The 21,338-nt window shown below is 67.5% G+C and carries 21 protein-coding genes and 1 pseudogene; 15 read left to right on the top strand and 7 right to left on the bottom strand.

Going from position 1 to position 21,338, the window contains the following annotated elements:
• The 3 genes from A5779_RS14960 to lpqN form a co-directional block, all read left to right on the top strand.
• On the top strand, nt 1–365 hold a 365-nt coding region (locus A5779_RS14960), incomplete at its 5' end, for an MmpS family transport accessory protein (protein ID WP_236734772.1).
• Nucleotides 365–943 (top strand): DUF2561 family protein, encoded by a 579-nt coding sequence (locus A5779_RS14955; protein ID WP_064883143.1) that lies wholly within the window; start codon nt 365–367, stop codon nt 941–943. The genes A5779_RS14960 and A5779_RS14955, both read left to right, overlap by 1 nt.
• A 113-nt stretch (nt 944–1,056) precedes the next feature.
• Nucleotides 1,057–1,734, top strand: coding sequence for an envelope biogenesis lipoprotein LpqN (gene lpqN, locus A5779_RS14950; protein WP_064883141.1), 678 nt, complete (start codon nt 1,057–1,059; stop codon nt 1,732–1,734).
• 461 nt (nt 1,735–2,195) lie between these two features.
• On the opposite strand, the gene qcrB is transcribed toward lpqN, so the two are convergent.
• From qcrB to ctaE, 4 genes are read right to left on the bottom strand one after another with little or no spacing between them, the layout of a single operon-like run.
• Nucleotides 2,196–3,833, bottom strand: a complete 1,638-nt coding sequence (qcrB, locus tag A5779_RS14945; protein WP_044523629.1) for a cytochrome bc1 complex cytochrome b subunit — start codon at nt 3,831–3,833, stop codon at nt 2,196–2,198.
• Nucleotides 3,830–4,996, bottom strand: a complete 1,167-nt coding sequence (gene qcrA, locus A5779_RS14940) for a cytochrome bc1 complex Rieske iron-sulfur subunit (protein ID WP_064883139.1) — start codon at nt 4,994–4,996, stop codon at nt 3,830–3,832. Before qcrA ends, qcrB begins: the two co-directional genes overlap by 4 nt.
• Nucleotides 4,993–5,799, bottom strand: a complete 807-nt coding sequence (gene qcrC, locus A5779_RS14935) for a cytochrome bc1 complex diheme cytochrome c subunit (RefSeq protein WP_082941691.1) — start codon at nt 5,797–5,799, stop codon at nt 4,993–4,995. The genes qcrA and qcrC overlap by 4 nt, the downstream gene beginning before the upstream one ends.
• A gap of 38 nt (nt 5,800–5,837) precedes the next feature.
• Nucleotides 5,838–6,449, bottom strand: a complete 612-nt coding sequence (gene ctaE, locus A5779_RS14930; RefSeq protein WP_003885537.1) for an aa3-type cytochrome oxidase subunit III — start codon at nt 6,447–6,449, stop codon at nt 5,838–5,840.
• 123 nt (nt 6,450–6,572) lie between these two features.
• On the opposite strand from ctaE, the gene trpD reads away from it, so the two are divergent.
• On the top strand, nt 6,573–7,667 hold the full coding sequence (trpD, locus tag A5779_RS33000; protein ID WP_082941690.1) for an anthranilate phosphoribosyltransferase: 1,095 nt from the start codon (nt 6,573–6,575) through the stop codon (nt 7,665–7,667).
• Here the strand turns inward: trpD and A5779_RS14910 are convergent.
• Nucleotides 7,605–9,356 (bottom strand): annotated as a pseudogene (locus A5779_RS14910) (DEDD exonuclease domain-containing protein); the annotation flags it as partial. The gene trpD and the pseudogene A5779_RS14910 overlap by 63 nt on opposite strands.
• A 194-nt stretch (nt 9,357–9,550) precedes the next feature.
• On the opposite strand from A5779_RS14910, the gene A5779_RS14905 reads away from it, so the two are divergent.
• The 4 genes from A5779_RS14905 (at nt 9,551) to pimB (ending at nt 13,117) form a co-directional block, all read left to right on the top strand.
• Complete coding sequence (locus A5779_RS14905; protein ID WP_064883131.1) at nt 9,551–9,817, top strand: hypothetical protein; 267 nt, start codon at nt 9,551–9,553, stop codon at nt 9,815–9,817.
• 152 nt (nt 9,818–9,969) lie between these two features.
• Nucleotides 9,970–11,106, top strand: coding sequence for a peptidoglycan hydrolase RipC (gene ripC, locus A5779_RS14900; RefSeq protein ID WP_064883128.1), 1,137 nt, complete (start codon nt 9,970–9,972; stop codon nt 11,104–11,106).
• Complete coding sequence (locus A5779_RS14895; protein WP_064883126.1) at nt 11,075–11,944, top strand: hypothetical protein; 870 nt, start codon at nt 11,075–11,077, stop codon at nt 11,942–11,944. Before ripC ends, A5779_RS14895 begins: the two co-directional genes overlap by 32 nt.
• A gap of 39 nt (nt 11,945–11,983) precedes the next feature.
• Nucleotides 11,984–13,117, top strand: a complete 1,134-nt coding sequence (gene pimB / locus A5779_RS14890; protein WP_064883124.1) for a GDP-mannose-dependent alpha-(1-6)-phosphatidylinositol monomannoside mannosyltransferase — start codon at nt 11,984–11,986, stop codon at nt 13,115–13,117.
• Nucleotides 13,118–13,140: 23 nt separating this feature from the next.
• On the opposite strand, the gene A5779_RS14885 is transcribed toward pimB, so the two are convergent.
• On the bottom strand, nt 13,141–14,946 hold the full coding sequence (locus A5779_RS14885) for an AMP-dependent synthetase/ligase (protein ID WP_064883122.1): 1,806 nt from the start codon (nt 14,944–14,946) through the stop codon (nt 13,141–13,143).
• Between the two features lie 107 nt (nt 14,947–15,053).
• Here A5779_RS14885 and A5779_RS14880 point away from each other — a divergent pair, with 107 nt between their 5' ends.
• From A5779_RS14880 to A5779_RS14860, 5 genes are all read left to right on the top strand, one after another.
• Nucleotides 15,054–15,443, top strand: a complete 390-nt coding sequence (locus tag A5779_RS14880; protein ID WP_064883120.1) for a hypothetical protein — start codon at nt 15,054–15,056, stop codon at nt 15,441–15,443.
• Nucleotides 15,444–15,563: 120 nt separating this feature from the next.
• Nucleotides 15,564–16,001 carry an SRPBCC family protein gene (locus tag A5779_RS14875; RefSeq protein WP_064883117.1) on the top strand — a complete coding sequence of 146 codons (438 nt, stop codon included), beginning with the start codon at nt 15,564–15,566 and terminating at the stop codon, nt 15,999–16,001.
• Nucleotides 15,998–17,272, top strand: a complete 1,275-nt coding sequence (locus A5779_RS14870) for an ArsA family ATPase (RefSeq protein WP_110777337.1) — start codon at nt 15,998–16,000, stop codon at nt 17,270–17,272. The genes A5779_RS14875 and A5779_RS14870 overlap by 4 nt, the downstream gene beginning before the upstream one ends.
• Nucleotides 17,269–17,673 carry a hypothetical protein gene (locus A5779_RS14865; RefSeq protein ID WP_064883155.1) on the top strand — a complete coding sequence of 135 codons (405 nt, stop codon included), beginning with the start codon at nt 17,269–17,271 and terminating at the stop codon, nt 17,671–17,673. Before A5779_RS14870 ends, A5779_RS14865 begins: the two co-directional genes overlap by 4 nt.
• Before the next feature lie 126 nt (nt 17,674–17,799).
• Nucleotides 17,800–18,543 (top strand): lysophospholipid acyltransferase family protein, encoded by a 744-nt coding sequence (locus tag A5779_RS14860; protein WP_064883115.1) that lies wholly within the window; start codon nt 17,800–17,802, stop codon nt 18,541–18,543.
• On the opposite strand, the gene A5779_RS14855 is transcribed toward A5779_RS14860, so the two are convergent.
• A complete protein-coding gene (locus A5779_RS14855; protein WP_064883113.1) occupies nt 18,540–19,853 on the bottom strand; it encodes a glycosyltransferase 87 family protein in 1,314 nt (437 codons plus the stop codon). The two genes, A5779_RS14860 and A5779_RS14855, sit on opposite strands and share 4 nt — an antisense overlap.
• An 83-nt stretch (nt 19,854–19,936) precedes the next feature.
• Between A5779_RS14855 and A5779_RS14850 the strand changes: the two genes are divergently transcribed.
• Both A5779_RS14850 and A5779_RS14845 read left to right on the top strand, forming a co-directional pair.
• Nucleotides 19,937–20,824, top strand: coding sequence for a hypothetical protein (locus tag A5779_RS14850; protein WP_064883112.1), 888 nt, complete (start codon nt 19,937–19,939; stop codon nt 20,822–20,824).
• On the top strand, nt 20,824–21,330 hold the full coding sequence (locus A5779_RS14845) for a polyadenylate-specific 3'-exoribonuclease AS (protein WP_055115050.1): 507 nt from the start codon (nt 20,824–20,826) through the stop codon (nt 21,328–21,330). Before A5779_RS14850 ends, A5779_RS14845 begins: the two co-directional genes overlap by 1 nt.
• Nucleotides 21,331–21,338 lie beyond the last annotated feature (8 nt).

Genomic DNA, 21,338 nt, shown 5'->3' with positions numbered 1-21,338 from the left:
GACAAACGGTTACCGAGACGACTCCGCCGACAGCCCCTGAGACCTCGAAGGGCACTCCGTCGGCCCCGCCGACCACCACCACGACGCATGCCGGACCGCGTCAGGTGACCTATTCGGTGACGGGGACCAAGGCGCCGGGTGACATCATCACGATCACCTACGTCGACGGGAACGGAAACCGGCGCACCCTGCGCAACGTCTACATCCCGTGGACCTTCACGATGACCCCCATCTCCAACTCGGACGTCGGCTCGGTCGAGGCCTCCAGCCTGTTCCTGGTCAGCAGACTGAACTGCTCGATCACGGCGAGCGACGGCACGGTGCTCTCGTCCAACGCCAACAACTCCGCTCAGACTGCCTGCTGATGTCCGGGCCCATCAGCGAACTCGAGACCACCGACCGGGTTTTGCTGGGCGCCTGCGCCGCGGTGTGGCTCGCGGCGCTGGGTGCCGGAGTGGCGGCCGTGGTCGCCCTGGTGGACCTGGGCCGCAGCCATCCACAGGGCTCCGAGAATGCTGACGTCCCCTGGGTGCTGTACACCGTGATCGGTCTGTCGGTGCTGGTGATCGCCGGGGCCGTGCCGCTACTGTTGCGGGCCCGAGCTCAGGCCGACAACCGCCAGCCCGGACGCCGGCCCCAGCCGCCGGCCCGCTCACCACGCCCGATCGGGGGCAGCTACCGGGCTGCGCCGATCGAGATGAGCCGCTACACAGCGGGCAACGGCGCCGCCGCGGCGGCCGAGGCGCTGTGGCGGCGATGCATCCTCGCGCTCGTCTGCGCCATCGGGCTGGGAGCAGCGGCCATCGGGCTGGCCACCTATCTGATGGCGACGGGCAGCGAGGTGGCGGCGTGGTGCCTCTATGGCCTGGCCGGTGTGGTCATCGTCGGCATCGTCGCGCTGCCGATCGTGGCGGTGCGCCAGTTCGACGCGTTGCCCTCCTGAACTCACCCGAGGCCCAGAGCATCTCGGGTTTTGCTGCGAAACATGCCGGCCGGTGCGTAGCCTCGGTGTCCAGGTGCGGACAGGGGCCAACGACACGGAAGGCGAGGCCGCGCATGAGAAAGCTCTTGGCGGGCTTGGTGGCGGTCGGCGTGGGCATTTCGCTTGTCGGTTGTGGGACCGACACCAAGACCGAGCCCACAACCTCCTCCGGTGCCACCTCGGCGGCGACGACCACGAGTGCCGCGGCGGAGCGGCCCAACATCACCGGTCCGAACAAGACGATCAACGACTACATCACCGAGAACAAGATCGCCGAGACGCCGTTCAAACCCGACGAGCCCGGCACACCGGATTTCGACTTCCCGTTCCCTCCGGACTGGAGCAGCGCGGGGGACAAGACGCCCGACTGGGCCTACGGCGCCATCGTCTACGACAAGCCGGTGGATCCCGCCGATCCACCGGCCATCATCGCCATCGCATCGAAGCTGACCGGCGACGTGGATGCAGCTGAGGTCCTTGAGTACGCGCCAGGGATGTCGCAGAACCTGCCGGACTACAAGTCGGTCATGGACCCCGAGAAGGCCACGCTGGGCGGCTTCGAGGCGGTCCGGTCAGCCGGCACCTACACGCACAACGGCGAAGCGCGCGTGATCGCCCAGAAGACCGTGGTCATCCCCGGCAACGACGCCCTGTTCGTGCTGCAACTCAACGCCGAGGCCCCCGAGGGACAGAAGGATGTGGTGATCGACGCAGCCAAGGTCATCGACGAGCAGACCAAGATCACCCCGTAGCGGAGACCATGACATGTTGATCAGAACCAGGGCACCCGAGCTCCTGTTGGCGACGCTGTGCAGCACGATACTGGCCTCCGCGGTTCTGGCGGCGGCTCCGTCGGCGACGTCGGCGCCCTGTCCGGGAGGCAGCACTCTGGACCCGACCACCGGGATCTGTTGGTCGGAGAACAGCCCGAGCAACAGCTTGGGCGGCTCGGGCAACATCCCTTGTCTCCCTGGGCGTCTGGGCCTGTGCCTCGGTGCGCTGCAGAACACCCCGGTCCCAGGAGCGGCATTGCAGACGACACACCCGGCCGCCGGGCCAGCGCCCAGGTCAGGACCCAAGGGCACCTGGCCGTAGCGCTCGTCGTCGCCTGCTCCGTACCTCCGCACACAAAACAATCGCCGCAACCTCTTTCGAGAGGCTGCGGCGATTGTTCGGGTGCGACGGCGGGCCGTCAGTCAGGCTAGGGGAGTGGTCAGTGGTGACCGTTGGTCTCCCCGTTGCCATTTCGCTCCTGCTGTTCGCGCAGAGCGGTCAGGGCCTTGTGCTCAGAGGCATGCGCAGCCTCGGTGAGCGCATCGTGCTCGACCGCCGGATCGGCGAACAGGAAACTGCCGGTGCCCGGTGAACCTGCCGAACCGAGCTTGTTCATCCGCTTCGGCAGGGCAGCGCCCTGGTACTCCAGCGGAATCGGGTGACCGTGGTCGTCCACCGGTCCCAGCGGCTGGTGCAGCTCGACGTAGGCACCGTGCGGCAGGCGCTTGATGATGCCGGTCTCGATACCGTGCTCCAGCACCGCACGGTCGCTGCGCTGCAACGAGATGGCCCACCGGTAGGCGATGAAGTACACGATGCCCGGCAGCACCACCATGCCGATACGGCCGATCCACGTGGTCGCGTTCAGCGAGATGTGGAACTTGAGCGCGATGATGTCGTTCATCGCGGCCAGGGTCAGCACCATGTAGAACGCGATCGCCATGGCGCCGATCGCGGTACGCACCGGCACGTCACGCGGACGCTGCAGCAGGTTGTGGTGGGCGTCGTCGCCGGTGACCTTCCGCTCGATGAACGGGTAGGCGATCAACAGACCGAACACACCGCCCATGATCAATGCGACCCAGACCACCGCGGGGATGGTGTGACCGAACGGGTAGAACTCCCAGGCCGGCCAGATACGCGCCAGGCCTTCGGTCCACATCATGTAGAAGTCGGGTTGGCTACCCGCCGAGATCTGAGACGGCTTGTAGGGCCCAAGATTCCAGATCGGGTTGATCGTCAGCAGACCGCCCATGAGGCCGAGCACGCCGGTGATCATCGCGAAGAACGCACCCGACTTCACCGCGAACACCGGCATGACGCGCACGCCGACCACGTTGTGCTCGGTGCGGCCGGGGCCGGGGAACTGGGTGTGCTTCTGGAACCAGACCAGCGCCATGTGCGCGCCGATCAGGGCCAGGATGATGCCCGGGATCAGCAGGATGTGCAGTGCGTACAGGCGCGGGATCAGGATCTCGCCGGGGAAGTCCCCGCCGAACAGCGCCCAGTGCAGCCAGGTTCCGATGATCGGCATGCCCAGGGTGATCGACGACAGCGCGGCGCGCAGACCGATACCGGACAGCAGATCGTCGGGCAGCGAGTAACCGAAGTAGCCCTCGAACATCGCCAGGATCAGCAGCAGCGAGCCGATCACCCAGTTGGCCTCACGCGGGCGGCGGAACGCACCGGTGAAGAAGATGCGCGCCATGTGCACCATGATCGACGCGGCGAACATCAGTGCGGCCCAGTGGTGGATCTGACGGACGAACAGACCGCCGCGCACCTCGAAGCTGATGTCGAGTGCGGACTCGTAGGCCCGCGACATCTGAACGCCCCGAAGCGGTTGGTACACACCGTCGTAGGTGACGTGTGCCATCGACGGATCGAAGAACAGCGTCAGCCAGACACCGGTGATCAGCAGCACGATGAAGCTGTACAGCGCGATCTCACCCAGCAGGAAGGACCAGTGGGTGGGGAACACCTTGTTCAGCTGCCGGCGCACCGCCGCCGAGGGGTGGTAACGGGAATCGATCGCATCGCCCTGTGCGGCAGCGATCTTGGCAAGGTCAGGGCTCATGATTTGCGCTCCCAGAATGCCGGTCCGACGGGTTCGACGAAGTCGCCGTTGGCGACCAGGTAGCCGTCTTTGTCGATGGTGATGGGCAGCTGCGCCAACGCGCGCGCAGCCGGACCGAATATGGGCTTGGCGAAGTGCAACGCGTCGAACTGCGACTGGTGGCACGGGCACAGGATGCGGTAGGTCTGCTGCTCGTACAGCGACGAGGGGCAGCCCAGGTGCGAGCAGACCTTGGTGTAGGCGAACAGCTCACCAAAGTTGAAGCTCTCCTGGCCTTTTCGCTTGACCACGCGGGGCATGTCGGCCGGCTTGATGCGGATCAACATGACCGGGTTACGCACACCCATCGAGATCTCGGTGAGGTGGTGCTCGGACTCGACGGTGGTGCCGTCGCCGTCAGACTCGCGCCAGGGGAAGACCGTCTCCATGCCGCCGGCGTCGAGATCCTCCGGCCGCATCTTGACGAACGGCGACGAACCGGGACGTCCGGTCGCGCGAGCCAGGTAGATGGTCTCGCCGTGGAATCGGGGCGTCCATCCCGAGGTCCACAACACGGCCTTCTTGCCTTCCGCGGTGGGCACCACGGGTTTCCACGGGTTCTTGATCAAACCGCCGATGAAGGCCACCAGGGTGCCGGCCCCGAATGCGCCGAGGCCGATGCCCAGCGACAAGCCGATGAGCTTGCGGCGCTTGACGGTCGAGCCCTCCAGGGCGTCGGTCAGGTTGGCCGCGATGGTCTTGCGGGCGAGCTCGGGGGAACGCCCGTCGTGGCGGTCCTGGACCGAGATCTCCTCGGGGATGAACTTCTTCTGGAACAACACCGCGCCGATGCCGATCGCCAGGATCGACAGGCCGAAGGTCAGGCCGTACAGCGGGGTTGCCAGTGAGTAGAGGAACTCGCCCTCCGAACCGAAGGGCTGGTACTCCCACGGCCAGAACAGGAAGATCAGCAGCAGTGCCAGGCCCGAAATGCCGCCGAGCAGAAGCCAGTACGCGACCAGCCGCTCGGTGCGCTTCTCGGCCTTGGTGCCGGGGACCGGCCACCGGGGCTCCTTGAAGATGGTCTCGACACCGTCGATCTTGCCGCCGAGCTCGACGAGCTCCTCACGCGACATCTCGGCCAGTTCGGCGTCGGACGGAATCTTCGGGGTGTTGTCGGTCATGCTCGTGCCCCGATCCACATTGCCACGCCGATAGCGGCGACCATTCCGATAATCCACATCGCCATGCCCTCGGGGGCGGGGCCGAACCCGCCGAGCCCGTATCCGCCGTAGCTGGGCGTCTGAGCCGACTCACGGACGTAGGCGACGATGTCGCGCTTCTCTTCCGGCGACAGCTGCCGGTCGGAGAACTTGGGCATGTTCTGCGGCCCGGTCTGCATCGCGGTGTAGATCTGTGCCGGCTCGGTCTCACCGAGGTCCGGCGCGTACTTACCGGAGGACAGCGCGCCACCCTTGCCGGTGAAGTTGTGGCAGGACGCGCAGTTCAGCCGGAACAGGTCGCCGCCGCGGGCCACGTCGGACCCGATCAGCGATTCCTGGGCCACGCCACCGTGCTCGTCGCGGATCACGGTCGGGCCGCCGCCGTTGGCCTGAACGAAGGCGCCTAGAGCGTCGATCTGGTTCTCGTCGAAGTGCTCGGGCTTGGACGGTGCCTGGGCCTCACCGCGCATCGCGGGCATACGACCGGTCGACACCTGGAAGTACACCGCGGCCTCGCCGGTGCCGATCAGGCTGGGCCCACGGTCGGGCACACCCTGCAGGTTGGCGCCGTGGCACGAAACGCACGACGTGTCGAACAGTTGCTTACCGGTGCGCAGCAGAGCCGACTGAGATTCGTCGGCGACTGCGACCTGCGGTGTGGGTGTCAGCGTGGCCGCAACACCACCTGCGACTGACAGGCCGACCAACAGCAGGAGACCTGCTGACAGTCGTCGGCGCAGTCGTCGGCGCGACTTGCTGGTCATCGAACCCCTTCTCATCGAATCGAACATCGGCCGGCCGATCAGCGGACGAAGTAGATGGTGGCGAACAGCGCAATCCAGACGATGTCGACGAAGTGCCAGTAGTACGAGACGACGATCGCCGCGGTGGCCTGCGCGGGCGTGAATTTACTCATCTTGGTGCGGGCCAGCAGCAAGATGAACGCAACAAGTCCGCCGATGACGTGCAGGCCGTGGAAACCGGTCGCGAGATAGAAGACCGATCCGTAGGCGCTGCCCGGGATGGTGGTGCCGTGCTCGACCAGGTGGATGTACTCGTATCCCTGGCCCAGTACGAAGAACAGGCCCATCAGGAAAGTGATCACATACCACCGGCGCAGCCCGAACACGTCGCCGCGCTCGGCGGCGAACACGCCCATCTGGCAGGTGAAGGATGACGCGATCAGAACCAGCGTCACCGGAACAGCAAGGGCCAAATTGAGTTCGGTCGGCTCGGGCGGCCAGTCGCCACCGGCTTGGGCGCGCGCGGTGAAATACATCGCGAAGAGTCCAGCAAAGAACATGAGTTCACTGGAAAGCCACACGATGGTGCCGACACTGACCATGTTCGGTCTGTTCAGCGAATGAACGCGCGACGTTATTGCCGTTCCCGAGGTACCTACAGCGCTCGTCACATCCGCAAGTATGACGCTTTGTAGTTGTCGAACTCCACCCGGGTCGAGCAATTGGTCGGATTCGTGTCGCGTTGGGTTCCCCTCGCCCCGGAGACGAGTCCCGCCCAGCGATAGCATTCGGCGGTGGCTCCTGCATCTTCACCGCTATCCGCATCGTCGTCCGGCTCTGTGGCGGCACCGTCGTGGCCGCTCATTCTCGGGCGCCTGACCACCGAGCAGAGCCTGCCGAACGGTTATGCGGGTTGGGCCATGGACCAGATCATGACCGGGGTCGCGACCCCGGCTCAGATCGCCGGGTTCGCGGTGGCGATGAAGATGAAGCGGCCTACCTCGGCGGAGGTCGGGGAGTTGGCCGACATCATGCTGTCGCACGCCCGTCGGGTGCCCACCGATCAGATCGGTCACGAGACCGTCGACATCGTGGGGACCGGCGGCGACGGGGCCAACACGGTGAACCTGTCGACCATGGCGGCCATCGTGGTGGCGGCCTGCGGCGTGCCGGTGATCAAGCACGGCAACCGGGCGGCGTCGTCACTGTCGGGTGGCGCGGACACCCTGGAGGCGCTCGGGGTACGGATCGACCTGGGCCCCGACGAGGTGGCGCGCAGTGTCGCCGAGGTGGGCATCGGGTTCGCCTTCGCGCCGCAGTTCCACCCGTCATATCGCCACGCCTCGGTGGTGCGCCGGGAGATCGGGGTTCCCACGGTCTTCAATCTGCTTGGGCCGCTCACCAATCCGGCCGGGCCGCGCGCCGGGCTGATCGGCTGCGCATTCGATGACCTGGCCGAGGTGATGGCCGGGGTCTACGCCGCCCGTGGTTCCAGCGTGCTGGTGGTGCACGGCGACGACGGTCTCGACGAGCTCACCACGACGACCACCAGCACCATCTGGCGCGTCCAGGCCGGGACGGTGGACCGGCTGAAGTTCGACCCGGCGGCCTTCGGCTTCAAGCGCGCGGACATCAGGGAGTTGGTGGGCGGTGACGCCACGGCCAACGCCGCCGAGGCGCGGGCCGTGCTGGGCGGCGCCAAGGGACCGGTGCGTGACGCGGTGGTGCTCAATGCGGCCGGCGCCATGGTCGCCCATGCCGGGCTAGCCAGCGACGCCAAGTGGGTGCCGGCGTGGGAGGCCGGTCTGGAGCGGGCCGTCGCGGCGATCGACTCGGGCGCGGCCGAACAACTGCTCGCGCGTTGGGTGCGGTTCAGCCTGCAGTTCTGAGTTCTGCTGCTGGGCCGCGGCCAGTCGGGCCGAACGGGCGGTGGCAGCCCACGGTGCGTAGCGACCCGCCGCCCCGATCGGCGTCGCGTAGCCGGTGTCGGCACGCACGATGCGAACCCCGGGTGCGGCCAGCCAGCGGGCGATGAGCGCAGTCTCCTCCACGAGCGCGCCACCCAAAGGTGTTGCGGTGGGCAGGATCACCTGCGCGGCAGCACAGATCGCGTCGACCACCGGCATCGGTGGAACCCCGCGCACGGCTGTGCCCGCCCCGGCCAGTTGCCCATGGCGGATCACCGCGAAATTCCAGCCACCGTTGCCGTCGGCGCGGGCGGCAACGAGTTCGGGGAGATCGGCCAGGGCGCGCAACCGCTGCCCCCGCCACAGTGCCTCGATGGCGACCGCGGCGTGATCGCGCAACCGGGCTGCGGTCTCGTACCGGCGGGCTGTCGCGACCTCGCCGATATGGGTGAGCGTGGCCGCCAACGCACTGTGGTCGGTGCCGTCGATCAGGTCGGTGGCACGTTGCACCGCCGCCGCGTACTGCGCGGCGCCGGTGTCCTGCGGTGCCGGGCACGGGGAGAGTTCGACCTCGGGACAACGGTGCGTGGCTGCCGCGCCGAAGCGGGCCGTGCAGGTCCGCACCCCGGTGAACCGGGCCAGTAGCGCCGCCGACTGGATGGCGTCGGACCGGGCCGAGAACGGTCCGAAAGCGGTGCGGTGCCCAGGGTTTCGCACCGCCGACAGTCGTGGGAAAGCCTCGTCGGTGAGGGCCACCCACCACCACCGCTGTGGGTACTTGGAGCGCCGGTTGTACGGCGGTGCGTGCGCCGCGAGCAATCGGAGCTCGCGGACCCCGGCCTCCAGATCGTGGGCGCATTCGACATGGTCGACGGCGCGCGCCAGCGAGGCCATCTCCTTCATTCGGGTCCGCGGGTCGGCACCGGTGAAGTACTGGCGGACCCGGCGTCGCAGATCGACTGCGGTGCCCACGTAGAGCACCTCGTCGGAGGGCCCGCGGAACAGGTACACGCCGGGACGGTTGGGCAGCCGGTCGGCCAGTGAGCGGTTGCGCCGCTGGGCCGGTGTGACGTCGGGCAGATAGTTCTTCAGGTCGGCGAAGGTGTGGATGCCCTGGTTGCCGACCCGCTCGATCAGCCCGTGCAGGACGTCGACGGTGGCACGGGCGTCGTCGAGGGCGCGGTGGGTGGGTGTCGTGGACGCCCCGAACAGGCGGGCCAGGGCCGACAGCTTCACGCTGGGCGCCTCGTCCCGGGTGAGTACGCGGCGGGCGAGTTTGACCGTGCACAGCACCGGAGGCCGCGGCCAGCCGAGCTCCGCACGTTGGGCGGCCGCCCGCAGGAAACCGACGTCGAAGCCGGCGTTGTGGGCGACCAGCACCGCACCCCGGGAGAACTCCAGAAACATGGGGAGGACGCTGTCGATCTTCGGTGCGTCGCGCACCATCGCCGTGGTGATCCCGGTGAGCTCGACGATCTGCGGTGGGATGGCGCGGCCGGGATCGACGAGCGTCGCCAACTCGCCGAGCACCTCGCCGCCGCGGATCTTGACCGCGCCGATCTCGGTGATGGCGTCGTAGCCGGCGCCCGGTGTCTTCGCGGTGGCCCGGCCCCCGGTGGTCTCCAGGTCCACCACCACGAAGGTGGTGTCGGCGAGGGAGAGGGCGTCCATGGCGCCGTCAGAGCCGAAGCCGAAGGCCAGCTGCTCGGCATCGGCGATCTTGCGCTGGCCCATGTCGATGACGGTAGGCACTGCCCCCGACAATCTGAGGCCGGCTGTCCGCGTGTCGCCCCGTATCGGCGCGCCGCTACTTGTCGGTCCGTCCCGATAGCGTGCGCCCAACACCGATCGAGAGGACGGTCAAGATGAGCGGAGTGCGCCAGGACAACTGGTTCTACGCCGACGAGCCCTACCCCCATGAGCCCGACATCGGCAGCGTGACCATCGACTGCGACGATTGCGCGGTACGCGGGCCCGGCTGCCAGGACTGCGTCGTCAGTGTTCTGCTCGGGGTTCCCGAAACTTTGCTGGATGACGAGCGTCAGGCGCTGGAAGTGCTCGCTGACGTGGGCCTTGCGCCGCGGCTGCGGCTCGTGCCCATTCACCGGAACGGCAGATCTGGAGTCGCCTGACGACACGCAGCGCTTCGTGCACAGGAAAATATTCCGGGTGGGCTGTTAAATTTGCAGCTTCTGTTGGACAAGGCCGATGCCGTTTCGTAACCTATCTGAGACCTAAGAGCAGTTCGAGGCGGCTCGCCATCGCCAGTTGTGAGGACAAAAACTTGAGGCACGAGCGCGCGCACCGGCCCACAAGTCGTTTCAAGCGACCCGTTGTAGGTGTCATAGCGAGCTTGGCCTTGATATCCGGATTGATGGCCGCGAGTTCGCAGGCCGATCCCGCCGACGATGCGATGGCAAAGCTCAACGAGTTGTCCCGTCAGGCGGAGCAGACCACCGAGGCCATGCACTCGGCGCAGCTTGACCTGAACAACAAGGTTGCCGCACAAGAGACTGCGGAGCGCAAGCACGCCGAAGACGCCGCGACGGTCGACGAGGCCAAGTCGCAGCTGGCAACCTTTCAGACTTCGGTCAACAAAGTAGCTGCGGCCCAGTACATGGGCGGCCGCACCTCCGGCGTCGACGCGATCCTGACGGCGGGCTCGCCGCAGCAGCTGATCGAGCAGCTCGCCGTGCAGCGGGTGATGGCGACCGAGATGTCGGCGCAGATGAAGAACTTCCGTTCGGTGGGCGAGAAGGCCGCGGTGGCCGAGCGTGAATCGGCGAAATCGGCCGCCGACGCCAAGACCGCCGCCGAGCAGGCTGCCGCTGTGCGCGCCGACCTGCAATCCAAGCAAAGCCAGCTGCAGGTACAGATCGCGATCGTGAAGTCGCAGTACCAGGCCCTGAGCCCGGCCCAGCGGGAAGCGATGAACGCCCTGCCGCCGGCCCCGCCGGTGCCCGCCCCCGAGGCGTTGCCGCCGGCGCAGGATCCCGCCGTGTTGGCCGATCCGCCGAACGGCATTCCGCCCGGTGACGTGGCCCCGCCGGAAGGCGCACTCCCGGGTGGCGGCGACGGACATTCCGGCACCGTCATCCAGGCCGCACTGAGCCGCATCGGCTCGCCGTACTCCTGGGGCGCGGCCGGACCCAGCTCCTTCGACTGCTCTGGTCTGGTGATGTGGGCGTTCCAGCACGCCGGCATTTCCCTGCCGCATTCGAGCCAGGCCATGGCCCGCGGCGGTCAGCCCGTCTCGTCAGATTCGATGCAGCCGGGTGATGTGGTGACCTACTACTCCGACGCCTCCCACGTGGGCATCTACATCGGCGACGGAATGATGGTGCACGCGTCGACCTATGGCACCCCGGTCAGGGTCGCCCCGGTCAACAATGCGCCGATCTACAACGTCCGTCGGTACTGAGAATTCCGACAGCGGTTTCACCCTGAACGCCCGCAGGCGTCTGCTGGTAGCGGTCCTGCTGGTGGAGCTGGCGTTGGCGGCCGCGCTGCTCTGGCAGTCGGCGTCACCCTCGCCGCCGCTGCCGGCTGCGCCGCCTCCTGCTGCCTCGGTACCGCCGGAGCCCGTCACCTCGATGGTGCTGCCCGACGGGCGCACCGCTCTGCTGCTGGCCCTCGGGGGGCCGCAATCTTCGGCCCTGCTGGACCGTCTCGGCCCCGAACTCGGTGCGGCCGCTGATGCGGTGACGGCGTTCTGGGGCCCGGACTGGCCGCGCGACATCGAGATCGCAGTCGCAGGCTCCGATGAACAGTTCCGGGTGCTGGCCGGCGGAGCCGCCGACATCGCCGCGACCACCACCAGGCAGCGGATCATGTTCGCCCCCGGGGCTGCCGGCATGAGCCCGGCTGCGTTACGAATCGTGTTGCGCCATGAGCTGTTCCATTACGCGGCGCGCTCGCGGACCGCGGCCGACGCGCCTCGCTGGCTCACCGAGGGAGTAGCCGACTACGTCGGAAGGCCACCCGCGCCGGTGCCCGGTCCATCCCGGGCCGGCGAGCTGGCCCAGCTGCCCACCGATGCCGATCTCGACACACCCGGCGCCGCCCGCAGTCTGGCCTACGACCGGGCATGGTGGTTCAGCCGTTATGTCGCGGACGCCTACGGCATCGGCAAGCTGCGTGAGCTGTACCTGCGTGCCTGCGAACCCGGCCACCCGGATGTGGCCACTGCGCTCCGGGAAACCCTTGGCGCCGACCTCGATGCCGTAGTTGCCGGTTGGCGCCGTTGGCTGACCGGATAGCCTGTCGCCGATGGACGGCAAACGGGCGGGGATAGCGCGATGACGCGGGTTTTGCTGGTCACCAACGACTTTCCACCGCGACGCGGCGGGATCCAGTCATACCTGGAGGCATTCGTCGGAGAGCTGATCCGCGACGGCTCGCACCAGCTGACGGTGTATGCGCCGAAGTGGAAGGGCTGCGCAGATTACGACGCGGCCGCCGGGTACCGGGTGGTGCGGCACCCGACCACCCTGATGATTCCCGAGCCGATGGTGGCGACGCGCATGCAGCGGTTGATCGCCGAGCACGATATCGAGACGGTGTGGTTCGGGGCGGCCGCCCCGTTGGCGCTGCTGGGCCCGCTGGCCCGGCGCGCCGGAGCCACCAGAGTGGTCGCAAGCACCCACGGCCACGAGGTCGGCTGGTCGATGCTGCCGGTGGCGCGGAGCGCCCTGCGCCGCATCGGAGATGACGCCGACGTCGTGACGTTCATCAGCCGCTACACCCGCGGCAGGTTCGCCTCGGCGTTCGGTCCCCACGCAGCGTTGGAACGTCTGTCGCCCGGAGTCGACACCGACCGCTTCGTGCCCGACCCGGTGGCCCGGGCCGAGCTGCGCGAGCGGTACGGGCTGGGCCAACGACCGGTGGTGGTCTGCCTGTCCCGCCTGGTGCCACGGAAGGGCCAGGACATGCTCATCCGCGCCTGGCCCGCGATCCGGCGTCGCATCCCCGACGCCGCCCTGGTCATCGTCGGCGGGGGACCGTATCTGCCGACCCTCAGACAACTCGTGCACACGCACGATGTGGCCGCCGACGTCCTCTTCACCGGTGCCGTGCCGGGTGCGGAACTGCCCGCGCACCATGCGATGGCCGACGTCTTCGCCATGCCGTGCCGTACTCGCGGAGCGGGACTGGACGTCGAGGGGCTGGGCATCGTCTACCTGGAGGCCTCGGCGTGCGGCGTGCCGGTGGTCGCCGGAACCTCCGGCGGGGCACCGGAAACAGTGCTGGACGGTCAGACCGGCACCGTCGTGGACGGCAATGATGTTGGAGCCGTGGCGTCCGCCGTTTCCGACTTACTGGCCGACCCGGGCCGCGCCGCCGCGATGGGTGTGGCGGGGCGGCACTGGGCCGTCGACAACTGGCAGTGGCGCTCGCAGGGCGCCCGGCTGACCGGGCTGCTGTCGGGCTGAACCGGGTTCAGCCCTAGCCCGCCTCAGCCGTACAGCGCCGCGATGTCGGTGGCGAACTTCTCGGCCACCACCTTGCGCTTGACCTTCAGCGTCGGCGTCAGCTCACCGGTGTCCTCGGTGAAGTCGACGGGCAGGATCCGGAACTTGCGGATCGACTCGGCATGCGACACCGCCTGATTGGCGTCCTTGACCGCCAGGTCGATCTCGGCCAGCAGGTCCGGATCGTCGGCGAGATCGCCGACCGAGGCGCCGGCGTCCTTGCCGTTGCGCTGCTTCCAACCCGGGAACGCCTCCGGGTCGATGGTGATGAGCGCGGCGATGAACGGCTGTTGATCGCCGACGGCCATGGCCTGGCTGATCAACGGATGGGCCCGCAGACGGTCCTCGAGCAGCGCGGGGGCGACGTTCTTGCCGCCGGCGGTGACGATGATTTCCTTCTTGCGCCCGACGATGGTCAGGAAGCCGTCGTCGTCGATGGCGCCGAGGTCGCCGGTGTGGAACCAGCCGTCGGTGAAAACGGCGTTGGTCTCGGTTTCGTTGCCCCAGTAGCCGCTGAACACCACGCCGCCCTTGACCAGGAGCTCACCGTCCTCGGCGATACGCATGCTGTTGCCGGGCATCAGCTTGCCGACCGAGCCGACCTTGAGTTCGTTGACCCGGTTCACGGTGATGGCCGCGCTGGTCTCGGTGAGGCCGTAGCCCTCGTAGATGCTCAGCCCCACACCGCGATAGAAGTGACCCAGCCGAGCGCCCAGCGGTGCGCCGCCGGAGATCGCCGCCCGGCATTCACCGCCGAGGGCCGCCCGCAGCTTGCCGTAGACCAGCTTGTCGAACAGGGCATGCTTGGCGCGGAGGAACAAGGACGCACCAGCTGTGCCCTTTTCGTCCTGGGCCTTGCTCCACTCGATCGCCGTGTCGGCGGCAATCGCGAAGATCTTGCCCTTGCCGTCGTTGCGGGCGTTCTGCTCGGCAGTGTTGTAGACCTTCTCGAACACGCGGGGTACCGAGACGACCAGCGTCGGCTTGAACACGCCGAAGGTCGGGACCAGGTTCTTGATGTCACTGGTGAAGCCGAGGGTGACCTTGTTGGTGAAGGCCGCGATGGTGATGGCCCGGGCCAGCACGTGGGCCAGCGGCAGGAACACGAGCATCCGCTCACCCGGGGCCAGCTCGGTGGGGAAGCACGCCTTGGCGCCCCGGATCTCGTAGAGCAGGTTCGAGTGGGTCAGCTGGCAGCCCTTGGGCTGGCCGGTGGTGCCCGAGGTGTAGATCAGGGTGGCCGGATCGGCCGAGCGGATGCCGGCCAGTCGCTTGTCGAGCTCGGCGGCGTCGGCCGACTTACCGGCCTCGGCCATGGCCTCCAGCGCGGGGGTCCCGGTGCCGTCGATCCGCAGCACCTTGCGCAGCTCGGGCAGCTGGCCGTGGAGCTGTTCGACGGTCTCGGCGTGTGCGTCGGTCTCGGCGAAGATGATCTTGGCCGCGGAATTGTCGAGGACGAACCGCACCTGCTCGGCCGAGGAGGTCTCGTAGATCGGCACGGTGACCGCACCGACCGACAGGATCGCGAAGTCGATGATCGGCCACTCGTAGCGGGTGGCCGAGATGATCGCCACGCGATCGCCGGCCTGGATACCCTCGGCGATCAGGCCCAAGGCGACCGAGCGGATCTGTTCGGCTGCTTCGGCGCAGGTCACGTCGGTCCACGCGCCGTCGACCAGGCGCCGGAAGATGACGTGGTCAGGGCTCTCAGCCGCGTGCGCGGATACCGAAGCGACGATGCTGTCGTGCTCGGCGACGGTGAAAGACGCGGGCACGCTGTACTCCCGCATTGACTCACGCACGATCTTTGCCCTCCAGGCTTGTGGTACCGGCTTTGCGCGTCAGCCTAGTCGGCCGCGGTAGGCAGACGATCACGCATGTGTGAAGCTTGTCCGCGATGAACAGCATTCAGATCGCCGACGAGACATTCGTCTGCGCCGATCCGGTCGCCGTGGGCGCCGCGGTCGCCGACCCCGCCAGCTGGCGGCGGTGGTGGCCCGACCTGGTGCTCAAGGTCGTCGAGGACCGCGCCGAGAAGGGCCACCGCTGGAATGTGACCGGTGCGTTGACCGGCACCATGGAGGTCTGGCTGGAGGAGGTGATGGACGGTGTGGTGCTGCATTACTTCCTGCACGCCGAACCGTCCGGCGCCACGGCAAAGCAGTTGGCCGATATGGATCTGGCAAAGATGAACCACCAGCGCCGCGTGGCGGGCAAGGCGATGGCCTTCGGGATCAAGCAGCGGCTGGAGTCGGCGCGCCCGGTCGGGGTGTCCCGACTGGCCTGACGTCTGGCGTGTTTGACCGGGTCTATCTGCGGGAGGGTAGATTTCTCGGCGAGAGCCAGAGCACCCCCGCGGGGCGGGGGAAGTAGGGGAACCCCGCGTGCGGGGAGATAGGGCGATGCGGTGGCCGACAAGACGACACAGACCATCTACATCGACGCCGATCCGGTGACGGTGATGGATGTCATCGCCGATATCGGCTCGTATCCGCAATGGGTCGCCGAGTACAAGGAAGCCGAGGTCCTGGAGACCGACGCGCAGGGCAATCCCAAGACGGCCAGATTGGTGCTCGACGCTGCGGTGCTCAAGGACACGATGGTGCTGGCCTACGTGTGGCCCGCTGATCGCACCTCGGTGACCTGGTCCTTGGTGTCCAGTTCGTTACTGCGGTCGCTCGAGGGGGCATACCGCTTGGCGCCCAAGGGATCCGGCACGGAGGTCACCTACGAGTTGTCGGTCGACCTCATCATCCCGATGATCGGGTTGCTCAAGCGCAAGGCTGAGCGCAGGCTCACCGACACGGCGCTCAAGGACCTCAAGAAACGAGCCGAGGCTGAGTGACTTCGCCGGATGGGAGCACACCTTCTCCTGCGAGGATCAGCCTTTTCGTCGGCAAGGGCGGCGTAGGTAAGTCGACGCTGGCAACAGCCACCGCGGTTCGCGACGCCGCTGCCGGCCGGCGGGTACTGATCGTGTCCACCGATCAGGCGCATTCGACCGGCGATGTCCTCGGGATCGCACTGGCTCCCACCGGGGAGCGCGCGCCCACCCGGGTGCTCAGTGACCTGGACACGGGACTGACCGGCGTGGGCGGTGTACTGGACGCCCTCGCGTTGGACACGCTGGCCCTGCTGGGTGCGCGCTGGGCCTCCACGGCCGGTCCGTTGGCGGCCCGGTTCCCCGAGTCGGACCTGGGAGATGTTGCCCCAGAGGAACTTTCGGCGCTACCGGGAATCCAGGAAGTGCTCGGGTTGCACGAGGTGGGTGAGCTCGCCGAATCCGGTCGTTGGGATCATGTGGTCGTGGACTGCGCCTCGACCGCTGATGCACTGCGGATGCTGACGCTGCCCGAGACGTTCGGCCTTTATCTGGAGCGAGCCTGGCCGCGGCACCGCAGGCTGTCGGGTTCACCGGACGCGGTCAGTGCGGCCATCGTGGCCATGATCGAACAGGTGGATGCCGGTATCCGCCGGCTCGGCACCTTGCTCACCGACGGTTCACGGGTGAGCGCGCATCTGGTGCTCACCCCGGAGCGGGTGGTGGCCGCCGAAGCCTCCCGGACCCTTGGATCGCTTGCCCTGATGGGCGTCGAGGTGGGCGAGATCATCGTCAATCAGATTTTGGTACAAGATGATTCGTTCGAGTACCAGAACCTTCCGGCACACCCCGCCTTCGACTGGTACAGCGAGCGGATCGCCGAGCAGCAGACCGTGCTCGACGAGCTCGACGCCACGATCGGCGACGTGCAACTGGTGCTCGTACCGCACGTGCCGGGCGAACCGATCGGTCCCAAGGCGCTGGGGGAGCTGATCGACAGCGCGCGACGGCGCGACGGATCACCGCCGCCGGGACCGCTGCGGCCCATAGTTGATCGGGAGTCGGGGTCTGGACTCGAAGCGGTGTACCGATTGCGGCTAGAGTTGCCGCAGATCGATTCGGCCGGCCTCACGCTGGGCCGCGTCGATGACGACTTGATCATCGGCGTCGCAGGCATGCGCCGCCGCGTGCGGCTGGCCTCCGTCCTGCGTCGGTGCATCGTGACGGATGCCCAACTGCGCGGTGGCGAGCTGACCGTACGTTTTCGTCCGAACCCGGAGGTGTGGCCGGCATGACGGGGTCTCATCCCGAGCTGGGTTCGGAGCTGCGGCAATTGGCGCAGGAAATCCTCGACCGGCTGGATCCGGCGGTGCGGTTGGCAGCGGCCAACTTCGCGGCGTCGGCCGACAGCGCCCCGGGCAAGTGCCAGCAGGTGTGGTGCCCGGTGTGTGCGCTCGCTGCGGTCGTCAACGGCGAGCAGCATCCGCTGCTGACGGTCATCGCCGAGCACAGCGTGGCGCTGCTGACGGTGATCCGGGCGGTCCTCGATGATGAACGCGACGACGACGGAGATAGGGGTGCCGAGGGAGGTAGCCCGTCACCCGACGGGGGACCGGACGTGCCGCCGCCCGACGATAACCCGCCCCCGCCGCCTCCGGGCCGCTACCAGCACATCCCGGTCACCGTAGAAGATTGAGCAGACTGAGCAGTTTGCTGTACCGCTGAGACTCAGCCGGCGTTCAGGGCTTGATGTGGTAGCCACAACATGGCCTGGGTACAGTTGTCGCAGAGCATTGCGCGGTGCGCACAAGGTGGAGGGTCCATGTGGTATTGGCTGTTCAAGTACATCCTGTTGGGCCCCTTGCTGGCCCTCCTCGGCCGGCCGAAAATCACTGGGCTGGAACATGTTCCGACCGACGGTCCGGCCATCCTGGCCAGTAACCACCTGGCGGTGATGGACAGCTTCTACCTGCCGCTCGTGGTCAGCCGCCGCATCACGTTCCTGGCCAAGCAGGAGTACTTCACCGGCACCGGGATCAAGGGCCGGTTCCTGGCCTGGTTCTACACCGTCGTCGGCCAGGTGCCGATCGACCGCACCGACGCGGATTCGGCGCAGGCCGCACTGAACACCGGCGCGCGGATCCTCGGCGAGGGCAAGCTGCTCGGCATGTATCCCGAGGGCACCCGCTCACCCGACGGCCGCCTGTACAAGGGCAAGACCGGACTGGCCCGGCTGGCCCTCGAGACCGGCGTGCCGGTGATCCCGGTGGCCATGGTCGGTACCGACGTGGTGAACCCGCCGGGATCGAAAGGGCTGCGGTTCGGCCGGGTCGAGGTCAGGTTCGGCAAGCCCATGGACTTCAGCCGGTTCGACGGCCTGGCAGGCAACCGCTTCATCGAGCGCGCCGTGATCGACGAGGTCATGTACGACCTGATGGACCTCTCCGGTCAGGAGTATGTCGACATCTACGCCGCCGCCATCAAGGAGCGCGCTCAGCAGACCAACGGTCAGCCGGTCGACACCACCAAGCCGGCGTCCCGACTTCCGCACGCCGCAGCGGGTTAGGCCGCTTCGCCCCCGGTCAACCGGACCAGCGGGGCGGCGGGCTCGGCGCTGGTCTGACCCGCCCGGGCGGTGCAGGCCAAGCCGATGACCGCGATGACCGCGAGTGCCCACCAAAGGTAGGCGTCACCGGCCAGCTGCCGAATCAACGATGCGGCGGTCTCGTGGTGGGGCGTCAACAATGCGATGGGCGTCCACACCATCAGGGCGAGGCCGATCAGGGTCACCAGGGCCAGCGACAGCGCGGCCAGGGGGATCTTGCGCATCCGGAAGGCGAGCACACCGGTCACCAACAGGGTCGGCAGGGTCCAGACCCAGTGATGTGACCACGACACCGGCGACACCACCAGGCCGAACATGGCGACGCAGATCAGTGCGACCACCGGGGCCTCATCGGCGCCCGAGCGCAGGACCCGTCGGGCCGCCCACACCGTCAGCGCCAACACCGCGAAGCAGGCCACGACCCACAGGGCGAACCGCGGCCCCTCGGACAGGCCGAGCCGGGCCAGCGTGCCTGCGATGTTCTGGTTGGTGTTGAGCGTGGCCGTACCGATCCGGTCGGTGTTGCGCACCGTCTCGGTCCAGTACTCGATCGAGTCCGTCCAGGCGAGGACAAACCCGGCCAGCGTCGCCACCACCGCAGCCGCGGCGGTCCGCAGCAGCGTGTGGACGTCGCGGCGCAACAGGAAGTACAGCAGGAACACCGCGGGGGTGAGTTTGAGCGCGATCGCCAAGCCCAGCAGCACACCGCGCGGCCACGGCGTGCGGCGCGGAACGCAGTCGGCGACGACGAGCGTCATCAGCACCACGTTGATCTGCCCGAACTCGAAGTTCGACCGGATCGGCTCCAGCCAGATGACCGCGGGCGCCACGAGCGCGGCGGCCAGCCAGCAGCGCCGCAGCCAGGCCGGCTCGGAGGTGATGGCCGTGTCGGGCCAGACGTTCAGCCGGGTCAGCACGATCACCATCGAGACGATCAGCAGCACCAGTGTGGTGGCTGTGATCGCCACGCTCGCCGCCGGTAACGAGAGCCAGGCGAACGGGGCGAACATGATCGCCGCGAGCGGGGGATAGGTGAACGGCAGGTCGAGGCCGCCCTGCGTGTGGAAAATGGCACCGTCGGCGTACAGCGGCTGGTTGTCCAGCCACGCCCGCCCGCCCATCCGATATACGTCGATGTCGATGCGATAGGGCACGTGCCCCAGAAGCTTCCAGCCGACCAGGATCAACCCGGCTGCTGTGAGCAACTGAAAAAGCCGCCACCCGATCGTCGGTGCCCAACCAGCCCCGCCGGGCGACTGCCGCTTACTCATGTCCTCAACAGACTATCGGGGGCAACCCGAAGAGGGCGCATCCGCACTCGCGACGCGCGCAGGTCGGCGTAAGTTCTCTGTCCGTGCACGCGACCGTTCACCTCGAATTCCTCACGCGCGATCGCCTGCCGCTGCTGTGCTGCCTGGTGGCGTTCATTCTGACGTTCTTCGTGACCCGCATCGTGGTGCGTTACATCCGCCGCAATGCCGGCAGCGAACGGCCGCCCAGGTGGTGGCAGCCCCGCAACATGGGACACGGTTCGGTACACATCCACCACATGGTGATCGGCGTCGTGCTGGTGCTGGTGTCGGGCGTGACGATGGTGACGCTCGCGGTCAACGGCGGTGTACCCGAGTTCACGGTGGCTGCGGTGTTCTTCGGAATCGGGGCGGCCCTGGTACTCGACGAGTTCGCACTGATCCTGCATCTGTCTGACGTGTACTGGGCCGAGGACGGCCGCACGTCGGTGGATGCGGTGTTCGCCGCGGTCGCGGTGGCCGGGTTGTTGATCCTGGGTTTCAATCCGCTGTCATTCTTTGATATCGGTATCTGGCGCGAGGACCAGTCGGCGGCCATGCGCGTGCTCGTGGTCGGGGTGGCGGTGCTGACCCTGCTGCTGGCGGTGGTGGTTCTGCTCAAAGGCAAGGTGTGGACTGGATTGGTGGGCATGTTCATTACCCCGTTGTTGTTCGTGGGGGCGGTTCGGCTGTCGCGGCCGCATGCACCGTGGGCGCGCTGGCGCTACACCGGACATCCGCGCAAGATGCACCGTGCACTGGAGCGGGAGCGCTGGCTGCGCCGGCCAGTGGTGCAGGCAAAGCTGTGGTTGCAGGACGCGATCACCGGGATGCCGAAGTTCCCCGACGATGCCACCGTCGATGCGCAACTGGATCGCGAGATCCACGCGGCCCCCGCACCGGTGTCGACCGCGGCGGCGAAGACGGACGAGCGGGCAGGACGGATTGGTTGATGCGCTACTTCTACGACACCGAGTTCATCGACGACGGTCACACCATCGACCTGATCTCGATCGGCGTGGCAGCCGAGGACGGCCGTGAGTACTACGCGATCTCGACGGAATTCAATCCGGACCGGGCCGGTCGGTGGGTGCGCAAACACGTATTGCCCAAGCTGCCGTCGCCGTCGTCGAAGCTGTGGCGGTCACGGCGGCAGATCCGGTCGGAGCTGGAGGATTTCTTCGACATCGACGGTGATGAACCGATCGAGCTGTGGGCCTGGGTGGGCGCCTATGACCACGTGGTGCTGTGTCAGCTGTGGGGGCCGATGACCGACCTGCCTCCGGCGATGCCGCGGTTCACCCGTGAGCTGCGGCAGTTCTGGGAGGAGCGTGGGTCACCGCGGATGCCGGCGCGACCGACCGATGCGCACGACGCGCTCGTCGACGCACGGCACAATCTGCACCGTTTCCAGCTGATGACGGGTGAGGGGCTCAGGCCGGCGCGGCAACCCGGCTGACAAAGCCC

The organism is Mycolicibacterium peregrinum (genome assembly GCF_001665625.1).
Lineage (GTDB): Bacteria > Actinomycetota > Actinomycetes > Mycobacteriales > Mycobacteriaceae > Mycobacterium > Mycobacterium peregrinum_B.
This window is presented reverse-complemented; position numbering and strand designations above follow the sequence as displayed.

Bases quoted from the DNA above. Each gene is read 5' to 3' on its own strand.
- lpqN (WP_064883141.1), top strand. From the start codon at position 1,057: ATGAGAAAGCTCTTGGCGGGCTTGGTGGCGGTCGGCGTGGGCATTTCG.
- A5779_RS14860 (WP_064883115.1), top strand. From the start codon at position 17,800: ATGTGGTATTGGCTGTTCAAGTACATCCTGTTGGGCCCCTTGCTGGCC.
- pimB (WP_064883124.1), top strand. From the start codon at position 11,984: ATGACGCGGGTTTTGCTGGTCACCAACGACTTTCCACCGCGACGCGGC.
- qcrC (WP_082941691.1), bottom strand. From the start codon at position 5,799: ATGACCAGCAAGTCGCGCCGACGACTGCGCCGACGACTGTCAGCAGGT.
- A5779_RS14855 (WP_064883113.1), bottom strand. From the start codon at position 19,853: ATGAGTAAGCGGCAGTCGCCCGGCGGGGCTGGTTGGGCACCGACGATC.
- A5779_RS14885 (WP_064883122.1), bottom strand. From the start codon at position 14,946: ATGCGGGAGTACAGCGTGCCCGCGTCTTTCACCGTCGCCGAGCACGAC.
- A5779_RS14865 (WP_064883155.1), top strand. From the start codon at position 17,269: ATGACGGGGTCTCATCCCGAGCTGGGTTCGGAGCTGCGGCAATTGGCG.
- A5779_RS14845 (WP_055115050.1), top strand. From the start codon at position 20,824: ATGCGCTACTTCTACGACACCGAGTTCATCGACGACGGTCACACCATC.
- A5779_RS14895 (WP_064883126.1), top strand. From the start codon at position 11,075: ATGCGCCGATCTACAACGTCCGTCGGTACTGAGAATTCCGACAGCGGT.
- qcrA (WP_064883139.1), bottom strand. From the start codon at position 4,996: ATGACCGACAACACCCCGAAGATTCCGTCCGACGCCGAACTGGCCGAG.
- A5779_RS14955 (WP_064883143.1), top strand. From the start codon at position 365: ATGTCCGGGCCCATCAGCGAACTCGAGACCACCGACCGGGTTTTGCTG.
- A5779_RS14905 (WP_064883131.1), top strand. From the start codon at position 9,551: ATGAGCGGAGTGCGCCAGGACAACTGGTTCTACGCCGACGAGCCCTAC.
- qcrB (WP_044523629.1), bottom strand. From the start codon at position 3,833: ATGAGCCCTGACCTTGCCAAGATCGCTGCCGCACAGGGCGATGCGATC.
- A5779_RS14880 (WP_064883120.1), top strand. From the start codon at position 15,054: ATGAACAGCATTCAGATCGCCGACGAGACATTCGTCTGCGCCGATCCG.